Below are 12,348 nucleotides of genomic sequence, written 5' to 3' on the forward strand. Positions count from 1 at the left end.
CCTGTTCAATGAACTTTACAATTCTCAATTTGCATTGCGAGGAGAATCGGCAACAGAAGTTCGGAAATGGCTCGCTCGGTTCTTGAAAGGTCTGAATGATATGTTGTGTTGCAGATGTCCCTCATCGGTCGCGGTTCTGAACCTGTAAGTGGGACGTTTGAGGTCAATTTCGATAAGGAAATAGGGGCGGATTTGACACATACTGTGTCCGCAAAAAAAACACCTCTCCGCCAAAGAAACTTGACGAAGAGGTGTCCGGACGGTGAGCGGAGTGAATTCGCTTTACGGTTTCTTTTTCATTCCGGGCATCGACATATGAGGATTGCCGGGAACGCTGGTCCCCCACGGGACTTCCTCATTCGTTTCCATGACGCGATGGTACAGATCATCGGGCAGAACGCGAACCACGGTCATGAGGCCTTTAACGCCTTCATGCCAATTCTTCCGCATGCCTTTGACTTCCCGGCGGTTGAAGATCTTTTCCAACTCTTCCGGCGAGAAACCTTTCGATTGCATCATCTGCGGCCAACCCGGAACCGCCGCATACTTGTTGGTTTTGGGGTAATGGACATCTGGCCGACTTGTGAGACTTTCCTTATACCGAGAGACTTCGATTTCGTCGCGAATTCGCGGACCGCTTTGCCGAACCATATGATTCATCATGTGATGGACCATGTGACAGTGGAAAATCCAATCACCGGGATTAAAGGCGATGAACTCGAAATCACTCGCTTGGGCCACGCCGACAAGAGTGTTGTTGCGCGGGATCCAAGCTTCCGGAGGGATGCGAGCACCTTCATGGCCGGTAATCCAGAAGGTGTGCCCGTGTAAGTGGATCGGGTGATGCTGGACCGGCGCAAAATTCAGCAGCCGAATTCGCACCCGTTCGCCGTGCTTGCAAACCAAAGGCGTCGTGTACGGACCGCTTCGTCCGTTAATCGTATGCCAATTCCAATCCATGCCCCAGGAGTCGGCAATGGTATTGGCAGCATCGATTCGAAAGTTCTGAAAGATGAGGGCGAAGTCGCGGTCCACTGGCGGGTCGTAGGCTTTCGCCGGATGAATAATGAACCAGCCGACCATGCCATTCGCCTCTTGCATTGGCATATGCGAATGGTAGAAGAACGTGCCGGCTTGGTGCATTTGGAATTCATAGACGAACTTCTTACCGGGCATGATGGGGTCTTGAGTCAGTCCCGGTACGCCGTCCATCGCAACCGGACATTCAAAACCGTGCCAGTGCACGCTAGTCATCTCTGGCAAGTTGTTGTGTACCACCACGCGAACTTTGTCACCCTGAGTGACTTCGATCGTCGGCCCCGGCATACTGCCATTGTACCCGTAGACGTTCATGAACTTGCCCGGTAGGAACTCTCGCACCACCGGTTCTGCAACGAGGTGGAACTCCTTCCAGCCATTCACCATTTTGAACGGCAACTTGGGCAGATCCGGAGCTTCCACCGGCACGGAATCAAGCCCGCTTTCTCGTAGCCCGGGGACGAGTTTCCCCAGATAGGTGTCGCTACCGGGAGGGCCGCCGTAACTTGGCTTGTAACGAGAGAACTCTTGAAATTCCTTTGGAGTGTCCGAAAGAAATTTGCCGTCGGTGTCGCTTTTCGCAGCAGTGGCAGGCGGGGTGGACTCTTGGTTTTCCGGCAACGCCGGTCCGTTCTGCGCTTGTCCCGCGGATGCACCAGCGATGAGTCCTGCCGCGGCCGCCGTACCACTTTTGATGAACTCTCGCCGGGTGTTCGACGATGATTGAGGGTCGGTCATTCGTATTCCTTTCCGAAGTCCCCCAGAGCACGCTCCGGTGGTTCCTGATGTATTCCGTTGAATCCTGCGAATTCTAGCGCGGCTTCGCAACAGCATCGAGATGCCCGGGCGGTGTGACTTCCATCGGTGTCGACAAGCCGCCGTGCAACAAGTAACCGGCAATGAGAACTTCCGATTCTCGCCAAGCAATGAGATTCTGCACGTAAGTCAAGCGTGATAGGAAGTAGGTCCGTTCGGCGGCGAGAACGTCTAACCATCGCACCCGGTCGGCCTCGTACATATCGAGCAGCGTTTCGTAAGCCTTCCGGTTTTCCGGAATCACAACCTCTTGATAATTGCGAACATGCTGCAATGCAGTCAGATAGTTGCGATAGACCGAGTACAGTTCTTGCCGTAGTCGCAGTTCGGTTCGCTGGACTTCGGCCCGTTGTCGTACCAAGTCTGCTTCGGCTTGTTTGACCGTGCCTTGGTTCCAGTCCCAGAGGGGAACTTCTAATTGAATTTGGGCATTGGCGGTTGTTTCGACGGCCTCGAAGTTGTAGCCGGTCCCAGCGGAAGCCACGATGTTGGGAATCGGTTGAACTTCTTCCCGACGAAGCGTCACAAGATCGGCCCGCAACTTCGATTGAGCCGCTTTGATCTCCGGACTTTCCGTCAACAACCGTTCTAACGCAACGTCGAACTCAATCGGCTCCAGTTGTCCCACCAAATCTCCTTCCAGGAGTGTCGGCGGTTGGTCGACTCCGGTGAGCACCGTCAACGTGCCAAAGGTTTCGCGATAGTCGTTCTCTGCCATCAAGAACATCAGGCGTTGTTCTTGAAGCAGAGCATTCACCCGATGCACTTCCGAGCGGGGATGGTAACCGAGGTTGTAGCCTTCCCGCACCGTGACGAGTTGATCCTCGGCATTCTTGAGTAATTCCTGCTGGATTTTGACAATTTCCTGCCGCCCCAACGTACGGAAGAAGTGCAACCGCACATCGTTGAGGACTCGATATTCCTGAGCCATCGCCAGCCATTCGGCAACGTGCACACGTTCGAGGTACTTCGTGCGACTCAAGTCGAGTTTGTCGGCTGTCACGAATTCCTGCTGAATAACCGCCCCCTGAAATTCGCCGGGCGAATCCGTGTCGGTCATCGTGTCGATGCCGATTTGTTCGCCAACGTAGAACACCTGCGGATTGGGCCACAATCCGGCCTGGATCGCCTTACCAAAAGTGGCATCGACCTGGGCTTTGGCTTGGATCAACGTCGGATTGTTGGCACAGGCCAAACTTTCGAGGGCTTCCAAAGTCAATGAAGTACCAGTGGGACCCGTTTGTCCGGTTTCGATTGCCAATTCCGCGTCTGGGGTCGGTGGAATCGGTGGCGGTTCGACGAATCGCTCCCCTACCGCGGGTTGCAACTTCGGTGACGGAACAGGAGATGGGACCGGCACACCGGCTCCCTTCCGCTGGATAACTGGATTATCTCCCGGTCCCGGTTGTAACGGAGTGTTCTGAGCAACTTCCGCCGAGGCCAGGTCGACGTTCGCTGTCCGAGAGGGCTTTTGACCATCACGCGACACGGACGAGTTGGCAGACGGTGGGGTAGCAGGAGGCAAGGCACAGCCACTTCCCAGAACGGCAAGCAATCCTGCCGAAACGAATCGTATCTTCCAACGTGGCATTCCTCGTCCCCCGCTATCCGTAATTCCTCATGGTATCGCTCGGCCTGTCTGCGAGCCGGGCTCCGTTCGCCACACCGCATTACCGCCACAACCGGTGCTACTCGGGCGAAGGTCGCCATCCTTTTTATCGTCACGACCGCTGAGGCTGTGTATGTTGAGAACAGGCGAATTGACGGATTGACAGGATCGCACATGCAAGAGCTATTCAGCACGCATGGCCTGGCCAAGCTAGGCAAGATTTAACGGTTTTAAGGGTTCTGCAGTCACCTTAAAACTGCTCCGATCGGTGGAACACACCCGCCCCGCGCGATCGCTCCGACGAACACTGGAATGAGATTTCCGTAAGCGATTGGTCGACGTTCTTACTAACGCAGGAGTCACGAATTCAACTTGGCTGGAGACTGGAATGCAATTCGAGCGGATTCTTAGTGGACTGATTGTAATGGTACTCGCAGGGGCACCGTCTGCCTTTGGTGGCGATTGGCTCGGCTGGCATGCGAAAAATCATTACGGCACCTGCGATCCCTGCCCGGAGGACGTTTGGGAGGACATGACAGAAGACGTCTACGGCGACGATACGATGGAAAAGCTCTATCACGACCCTCACAACTTGTTTCATTTGGGGCAAGGCAGTTGGAATTGTCGTGGCTGTCGTTATGCCCCACTGCACTATCACCAGCTTCGTTCTTCCATACCAACGTCGCCCGCATCGTATGCAGGTTCGTCTTGGTACCGCGGCGTACCAGTCGGCCAACGTGACAAAACCCCGCTAGCAGGTGGAGCAGGTGAATACGACAAATCGGAAGTGGTCCCGTAATAGCACCCCTCACGAAATCTATCACCAACGAAGTGCGTTCCGACTAAACGAGTCGGCAAGCTATTGATGTCGGCAAACTTTCGTGCACCAAGTTGACAAGAACCCCATCGTGAAAGCCCGAACCTCAACGCGGCTGATCAACACATGCGTGTGACACGATCATTCGCTCTACCGAACTCGTTCAACTTGGCACGTGTGGGATCGAGCTATCCGGTTTTCTCGGTATGGTCGTGATCAACTACAGGCCAAGTTTCTTCTTTGTGTGATCGCTAGTCAGGTGCTTGACGACATCGAACGGGTCACACGTTTCGCTATGTGTGATCGGGCCGATCGCTTTGGCCACTTTCAATGCCTCTTGATTGAGCTTCTTCGTCCGATTGCCGATGCCCATGAGGGCGGTCGCCATTGCCATCAGCAATGGGATGGATGCACCCTCACGACTCTCGTCGATCTTCCGGACATGCGTCATAAAATAAGCTTCGTCCGGGGCGGTCTTTTTCTTGCTCTTGGAGATCTCGTATAGCAGCCCATACCCACATTGGCGACGAACGGTGTCAGAACTATCGATCCAAGAATCCGCAAGTTCGACGACAAACGGAGTCTTCGCCAACGGTGCGCCACAGGTTGAGAAGACATGCGTCAGATACCCGCCTTCGAGCTGATCAACCTGGGTTTCCACTTGTTCGACGGTCATCGTTTTCGGGTCATCGATCAAAATGGAAAGGATCTTCATTTCATAATAGTTAGAAGCCCATAGAGACTTTGCAAGTTTAGTATCACGTCCAATCGTTTTGGCGTAGGCTCGAAGTTTGGTAAGGCCGATCCCATAACTTTTCAGCGGCCCATCGTAGACTTTCTTCCAGTTCTCGATGCCCCGCGGATCCTGGTTTTCTTTGAGATATGCATGCACTGTTGACTTATTCATAGTCGGACCAACCAAGCTATCAAACCGGGACAATTGATCGAAAAGAACACTTCACAACCGGATCAGAATGCTAGTCTGACAGAAATGAACGACGTCCAATCACAGACAATCTGCTCATGCAAGTCCGGCGCGGTTGTGCAATGACGTATACAATTCTCATCGTATCAGTCCCTTCTATGAATGCCAACATTAACTCCGATCACAGGAACCAATGCCCACCTGTTCAATTCCACGAGTCAACAGCAAGGGAACATCGGTTCGACGTTTTTCCGATTTAGGGTGGTCAACGGACCTTCCGGCAGGTTAGGTTGAAACCTCCGTGTTTGAGTACTCTATCCTGTGTGCAAAGATCCTATGTACCGGTATACCTGCCGCAACACTGCTCGACGACTCCACTCCCTGACCCGTTATACTCCCCCTGCTGCACCGCCTTGGCTACTCGCTGCCATTGCGGTTTTGGGTCTAATCGCTAACGGTGCATCGGCGCGAGAGATTCAGTTAGCCAGCGAGCCTGCCGTCTCGCCAGATGGATCCGAACTAGCGTTTAGCTATGCCGGCGACATTTGGACTGTTCCAAGTGATGGCGGTATCGCAAAACGACTCACAATTCACCCCGCCCGAGAGCATTCGCCGATTTATTCACCCGATGGAAGCCGAATTGCTTTCGTTAGTAATCGCACGGGAGCCGACCAAGTCTTCATTGTAGAGCAAGACGAACGCGTACCTCGGCAGATCACGTTCCATTCCGAAGGATTCCGCTTGCAGGATTGGGAACCGGACGGTCAATCGATTCTGACCCTCACGCGACGTGATCACCATTGGAAACGCGCAGACCGCTTTTTCGAAATCAACACCGAGAAACGACAAGCGGAACGCATCGTGTTTGATGCTTATGGTCAAGACGGTCGCTGGTCTCCCGATGGCAAAAAGCTGTTGTTCACACGTGAGGGTGAACGCTGGTGGCGGAAAGGCTATGTTGGCTCACGTGCTTCACAGGTTTGGCTCTATGACACGGAAGATCAGTCGTTCACGCAACTACTTGCTGGTCCCTATGAGAATCGCTCTCCCTTGTGGAAACCGAATGGCTCGGGTTTCTATTTTGTAACCAACGAGTCCGGTTCCTTCAATTTGTGGGAATACAATCTCGAATCTCAAGAAACGAAGCAACTCACTCAATTCGATGACGACTCGGTTGTCATGCCAGCGTTGTCTCGCGATGGCAAGACGCTTGTGTTTCGACACTTGTTTGATCTCTATACAATCGATCCCCGCAAGAACAAGCCGCCACGCAAATTAAAACTAGTAACTTCTGGCGACGATCCAATCGAGACCTCACTCCGCCGTACACTTAGTTCTGCTAGCGACGTCACCTTCACTCCCGATGGTCTTGAGATGGTCTTTTCGGCGGGGGGAGACTTGTGGGCGATGGATACAGTGCTCAAAGAACCCGTGTCGATCACACAATCTGAGGTCGAGGAAAGAGCACCGGTATTCGTCGAAGATGGTCAAGCGTTCCTATACCTTAAGGAAGAAAATGGGCAGGTGGATGTCTATCGAACTGAACCAGCTCACCCTTCGATGTATTGGTGGCAGAATCATGAGTTCAAAACAACACGACTCACAAACGACGCTGCGACAGAAGTGAATTTGCGTCTCAGTCCAGACGGTCAGCACTTTGCGGTCACTAAGGAACCTGGTGACTTATGGCTAATGAAACTCGACGGCAGTCCGGTTCACAAACTTGTCTCCGGCTTTGATATCCCGAGTTTCGATTTCTCGCCCGACGGCAAGTGGATTGTTTACTCTCAAGCGGATAATGATTTCAACGACGAAATCTGGATCGTCCCGACGGATTTGTCCCGAGAACCGTACAACGTTTCCCGTCATCCCGATGATGATGTGACACCCGTTTGGTCACCGGATGGTAAAACGATCGCCTTCGTGGGACGGCGAACAGGGGAAGAGTGGGATATTTACTACCTCTTCTTGAACGCAAAAGATGATGAGACATCGGCTCGCGATAAGAAACTAAAAGAAGCAATCGAAAAACTCAAGAAAGCTCGGCAAAAACCTACGAACACGGACCCTAAACCGAAAACGGAACAGCAGACAGATTCACAGAAGCAAACCAAAGATACAGAAAAGAAACACGACACATCAGAACCGGAGAATGCAAACGACGCTGATAAGTCTAAACCCGAACCGCCTAAAGTCACAATCGATTTCGAAGATATTGAGAATCGGCTGCATCGCGTTTCGATTCCGAACGTCAACGAACGGGGTTTGTTCTGGCTAGGTGATGGCAAGACACTGGCATTCACGGCGACGATCGATGGCCAACGTGGGACCTATACCATCGAAATCAACGAGCGACTGTCGCCGAAGAAACTGACCTCTTCAACGGGTTCGCACATTCAACGGTTGAAGTCTAAAGATACGGTTGGCTGGTTGTCTTCTGGCAAACCTGGCACGCTTTCGGCCAAAGGTGCGACCACGTCCTTCACATTTTCCGCGAAGCAAGAGCAAGACATCAGTCAACGATTTCAAGCTGGTTTCGATGTCGCATGGCGTCTGATGCGAGACAACTGGTACGACGACCGATTCGGGAATCGCAACTGGTCTGAGATTCGTCGAAAGTATCAACCCGCCGCCGGCCATGCCCCTGACGATGCTACATTCGCCGACGTTGTTTCCTTAATGCTAGGCGAACTAAATGGCTCCCACTTAGGCTACTACTCACGGTCAAGTTCTTCCTACTCACGCGATGGTTGGAAACAGTCGACGGCTCATCTGGGAGTTCGATTCGATCGTCAGTATCTTGGTCCTGGCCTCAAGGTGAAAGATGTCGTTTCGCGAGGCCCGGCCGATCGTCAAGGTTCGCGAATCCACGCAGGGGAGATCATCGTTTCAGTCGATGGAACAACTGTTGATCCCGCGATGGATCTGACACTGTTACTCAATGGCCAGTTGGATCGAGACATAGTGCTGCGAGTGCGAAATCCCGCGGAAGAAGAGCGTGACGTCACCATTCGCCCCGTCAGTTACTCTCAGATCCGTTCGTTGTTGTATCCTCAATTTGAGGAAGAGACACGGCAAAAAGTGACGGAACTCTCTCAAGGCAAGCTCGGTTATATTCATATCCAAGGCATGAACACGGCGAGTTTCCGAGAGTTTGAACGACAACTCTACAATGCAGGATATGGAAAAGATGGACTAGTCATCGATGTTCGTGAGAACGGCGGTGGTTCGACAACCGACCATCTACTTACAGTTCTGACCCAACCAAGACACGCAATTACCGTCCCGCGTGATGGCGGACGAGGCTATCCTCATGACCGAAAGATCTATGCAACTTGGAACAAGCCCATCATCGTCTTGTGCAATCAGAATAGTTTCAGCAACGCCGAGATATTCTCGCACGCCATCAAAACGCTAGGACGCGGAAAGGTTGTTGGAGTGACAACCGCCGGCGGTGTGATTAGCACCGGGGCTGCCTCTGTGATGGATATGGGAACCCTTCGGCAACCGTTCCGCGGCTGGTTTCTGCTTAACGGCGAAGATATGGAACTCAATGGAGCAAGACCAGATCTCGAAATTTGGCCACTTCCCGGAGAGCTCCCCCAGGGCAAAGATCGTCAACTCGAAGCCGCCGTAGCTATATTATTAGACGACCTGAAGAAGACAGATAGTAAAACTGAGGTTCCTCTTCGAAGAGCGACAGAACGAGATGTTCAGCCGGCAGTTCTAAAAGCACGTAACTGAAACCAAGACTAGGTCGATTGAAAGTGTTGTTCGGATGCGGCTGGGCTTTACTCAAGTTACCGTAGAAGCGCATCTAGACTATAGTTCGCGAACTGTGCGAGGATCTTAAGCCGATGCTGCAGTTCGAATCTGAAGTAAACGCATAACATCTTAGTCGTACCTCAATCCATTTTTAGCCGAAATCCGATCAAAGCTCTCTCGGAGATGATAGAAATGCGAACCGTAGCGCTCCTGGCTGGAATCTTGACGACTTCGGTCGCCAATGCAGCGGACCGGCCCAACATTCTGTTCATCATTGTCGATGACCAGTCGCCGTTTGATCTGCAGGTGTATGCACCCGAGTCAAAACTGCAGACGCCCCACATCGACCGCTTAGCTGCGAACGGAATGGTTTTTGATTCCGCGCATCATATGGGAGCTTGGGCGGGCGGGGTCTGTACGCCATCGCGGCACATGATTATGAGTGGGCGAACCGTATGGCACATTCCAGATAAACGTCGCGGCCAATCGCGGAATCCCAACGAATCGAATCCGAAGCTCGTTCCACCGGATCTTGCAACGAACACGATGGCTGCGATCTTCAATCGAGCCGGATATGATACGATGCGGACCTGCAAAGCCGGCAACAGTTACGAAGCCGCGAATAAATTGTTTACTGTGCGTCGGGATGCGACGAAACGGGGCGATACGGATCAAACCGGAAGTGCTTGGCATGCAAAACAGGTCCTCGATTATCTGACCGAACGCGAAGCCGAGAATGATAGCGATCCCTTCTTGATCTATTTTGGCTTTTCACATCCTCATGATGTGCGGGATGGCAAACCTGAACTTCTTGCGAAGTACGGAGCCGTCAACCATCGAGACAAACGAAGTCTGCCCCCGGCAAATCCTAAGCAACCGCCTTTGCCGACGAATTATCTTCCGGCGCATCCCTTCCATCATGGGCATCCGAATCTTCGTGATGAGGTAGCCGTCAGCGGAGTTTGGGAGCGACGTGATGAGCGAACCATTCGCAATGAACTCGGCCGCGAGTTTGCATGCAGCGAAAACATTGACACGCAGATCGGTCGTGTCCTGGAAAAGCTGAAGGCGATGGGCGAGTTAGACAACACGTATATTTTCTATACCGCCGATCATGGTATGGCCATCGGACGACATGGTTTGCAGGGTAAACAAAATCTTTATGAACATACCTGGCGTGTGCCGTTTGTTGTTAGTGGTCCAGGCATCAAGGCCGGTACCCGAGTCCTGGGAAACATCTATCTATTAGATGTGCTGCCAACGCTATGTGACCTCGCCAACATTGCTAGCCCTGCGACGGTCGAAGGCATAAGCTTCCGACCTGTTCTTGAAGGGAAACAGAAAACCGTGCGGGGCGTACTGTATGGTGTTTATAGTGGCGGAACAAAACCCGGCATGCGTTGTGTCAAGAAGGGCGATTGGAAACTTATCAAGTATGATGTCATGGATGGAACAGTCCGCCAAACTCAGCTGTTTGATCTCGCCAAGAATCCCAATGAGTTCTTAAAAGAACACGAACGAGAAAACCCCTGGGAAACCAATTTGGCGGATGACCCAAGATACACGAAGAAACGGCAAGAACTCGAAGCACTTCTGCTCTCGGAGATGCAACGATTCGACGATCCTTATCGTCTCTGGGATCAGCCTCAACGGTGAGCAACGAAGTCCGTCAACAGTGACGTCAATGCGGTCAAAGCATCCGACTCATTCAAAATCACCTCCTGCTCCACTATCGTGTGAGAGACTAATGCGGCAATCCTATTTTATGACCGTGGTGTTCGGGACCTTTCTTCTAAGTGTCTTTGAACCGTTATTGGTGTCAGCCGAGGATCCGCTGGCTGCTCATCCGAAAGTTGCTCCTGCAATCCAGCAGATTAATGCTGTGATCAACATGGGACCATTCGAACCGACGTGGGAGTCATTGAAGAAGTACAAGATTCCGCAATGGTACAAAGATGCCAAGTTTGGAATCTTTATTCATTGGGGCGTCTATAGTGTGCCCGCTTTTGGTAGCGAGTGGTATCCGCGTCAGATGTATATCGACATAGAGCGGCGGGGTGACAACTTCTTTCAGCATCATCTTGAGACCTATGGTCCTCAATCAGAGTTTGGCTACAAAGATTTCATTCCGAAGTTCACAGCAGAGCAATTCAATCCGGAAGACTGGGCCGAACTCTTTGAGCAGGCCGGTGCAAAATACGTAGTGCCGGTTGCGGAACATCATGATGGTTTTCCTATGTACGATTGTAGCTTCACAGAGTGGGACGCTACGGAAATGGGGCCGAAGCGAGACATCATCGCGGAATTGAGCGCCGCCGTTCGAAAGCGTGACATGAAACTAGGGTTGAGCAGTCACCGCGCTTTTAACTGGAAATACTATGTTCGTAGGCCGGAATTCGACAACGCGAACCCTAAATATGCCCGATTGTATGGCCGACCAATGCCGTTCCTTTTCAAGGATGATGCAGCCGATTACAGGTCACGGTTCGAACCACAAGACACGCAGTTCAAAGAAGACTGGCTCGCTCGTACTTGTGAGCTAGTCGACAAGTACAACCCTGATTTGGTGTGGTTCGATTTTGGTATCACTGCTAGTCAAGACACTCATTACACCGACAACCACTACTCGCCGTATTTGCAGCGGTTTGCAGCCTATTACTACAACGTCGCATCCAAACGTGAAGGTCCATTGGGGATCATCAACTATAAATGGCAAGCCTTTCCAGAAGGCGCGGCTGTTCTCGACTTGGAGCGATCCAAAATGGACGCGATTCGTGTGCCCTTTTGGCAGACGGACACGGCAATTAGTAGCAGTTCCTGGGGTTACACGAAAAATCAGAAGTACAAGTCCGCCGGACGCCTCGTCGATGACCTCGTCGACATCGTTTCGAAGAACGGTTGTCTGCTACTCAATGTCGGCCCACGTGCTGATGGGACAATTCCTCAGAAGGATCGCGAAATTCTTCTCAGCATTGGCAAGTGGCTAAAAATCAACGGTGAAGCTATTTACGGGACGACTTATTGGAAGACCTTTGGCGAAGGGCCGACCAAAACGACTACCGGCCACCTAGCCGAGCATAAAGACCAACCGTTTACATCTCAGGACATTCGTTTCACAACCAAAGGCAATGCGTTATACGCGATATTACTGGCTTGGCCGGAATCTCAGCAGGTGACAATTAAGACTTTGTCGAGTACCAACGAGAACGTGCCGAACATCAAGTCGTTGAAACTGTTAGGAACTGATGCGGAAGTTAAGTGGAAACGTGATACCGAGGGGTTGCACGTCACGCTTCCCGTCAAGGCTCCTTGCGAGTATGCCTACCTCCTCAAAATCCAGCAGTGAGAAGAGATTTTCGCATTCGTAGAATCGATCAC

General features: G+C 52.0%; 7 protein-coding genes. 4 read left to right on the forward strand and 3 right to left on the reverse strand.

Annotation, left to right across the window (positions count from 1 at the left end):
- Positions 1-282 precede the first annotated feature (282 nt).
- Together AC5DDB_RS21300 and AC5DDB_RS21305 are read right to left on the reverse strand one after the other, a co-directional pair.
- On the reverse strand, positions 283-1,776 hold the full coding sequence (locus tag AC5DDB_RS21300; RefSeq protein WP_491741789.1) for a multicopper oxidase domain-containing protein: 1,494 nt from the start codon (positions 1,774-1,776) through the stop codon (positions 283-285).
- 73 nt (positions 1,777-1,849) lie between these two features.
- Entirely contained in the window at positions 1,850-3,445 is a 1,596-nt protein-coding gene (locus AC5DDB_RS21305) for a TolC family protein (RefSeq protein WP_491741790.1), read from the reverse strand.
- 406 nt (positions 3,446-3,851) lie between these two features.
- Between AC5DDB_RS21305 and AC5DDB_RS21310 the strand changes: the two genes are divergently transcribed.
- Entirely contained in the window at positions 3,852-4,262 is a 411-nt protein-coding gene (locus AC5DDB_RS21310) for a hypothetical protein (RefSeq protein ID WP_491741791.1), read from the forward strand.
- A gap of 238 nt (positions 4,263-4,500) precedes the next feature.
- On the opposite strand, the gene AC5DDB_RS21315 is transcribed toward AC5DDB_RS21310, so the two are convergent.
- Positions 4,501-5,187, reverse strand: a complete 687-nt coding sequence (locus AC5DDB_RS21315) for a DNA alkylation repair protein (protein WP_491741792.1) — start codon at positions 5,185-5,187, stop codon at positions 4,501-4,503.
- A 354-nt stretch (positions 5,188-5,541) separates the two neighbouring features.
- On the opposite strand from AC5DDB_RS21315, the gene AC5DDB_RS21320 reads away from it, so the two are divergent.
- From AC5DDB_RS21320 to AC5DDB_RS21330, 3 genes are all read left to right on the forward strand, one after another.
- On the forward strand, positions 5,542-8,949 hold the full coding sequence (locus AC5DDB_RS21320) for a S41 family peptidase (protein ID WP_491741793.1): 3,408 nt from the start codon (positions 5,542-5,544) through the stop codon (positions 8,947-8,949).
- Between the two features lie 213 nt (positions 8,950-9,162).
- Entirely contained in the window at positions 9,163-10,626 is a 1,464-nt protein-coding gene (locus AC5DDB_RS21325) for a sulfatase family protein (protein WP_491741794.1), read from the forward strand.
- Between the two features lie 91 nt (positions 10,627-10,717).
- Entirely contained in the window at positions 10,718-12,316 is a 1,599-nt protein-coding gene (locus AC5DDB_RS21330; protein ID WP_491741795.1) for an alpha-L-fucosidase, read from the forward strand.
- Positions 12,317-12,348: the final 32 nt, after the last annotated feature.

Source organism: Thalassoroseus sp. (assembly GCF_984380535.1).

Excerpts from the sequence above, each read along its gene's own strand:
- AC5DDB_RS21315 (WP_491741792.1), bottom strand. The coding sequence starts at position 5,187 with ATGAATAAGTCAACAGTGCATGCATATCTCAAAGAAAACCAGGATCCG.
- AC5DDB_RS21305 (WP_491741790.1), bottom strand. The coding sequence starts at position 3,445 with ATGCCACGTTGGAAGATACGATTCGTTTCGGCAGGATTGCTTGCCGTT.
- AC5DDB_RS21300 (WP_491741789.1), bottom strand. The coding sequence starts at position 1,776 with ATGACCGACCCTCAATCATCGTCGAACACCCGGCGAGAGTTCATCAAA.
- AC5DDB_RS21330 (WP_491741795.1), top strand. The coding sequence starts at position 10,718 with ATGCGGCAATCCTATTTTATGACCGTGGTGTTCGGGACCTTTCTTCTA.
- AC5DDB_RS21325 (WP_491741794.1), top strand. The coding sequence starts at position 9,163 with ATGCGAACCGTAGCGCTCCTGGCTGGAATCTTGACGACTTCGGTCGCC.
- AC5DDB_RS21320 (WP_491741793.1), top strand. The coding sequence starts at position 5,542 with ATGTACCGGTATACCTGCCGCAACACTGCTCGACGACTCCACTCCCTG.
- AC5DDB_RS21310 (WP_491741791.1), top strand. The coding sequence starts at position 3,852 with ATGCAATTCGAGCGGATTCTTAGTGGACTGATTGTAATGGTACTCGCA.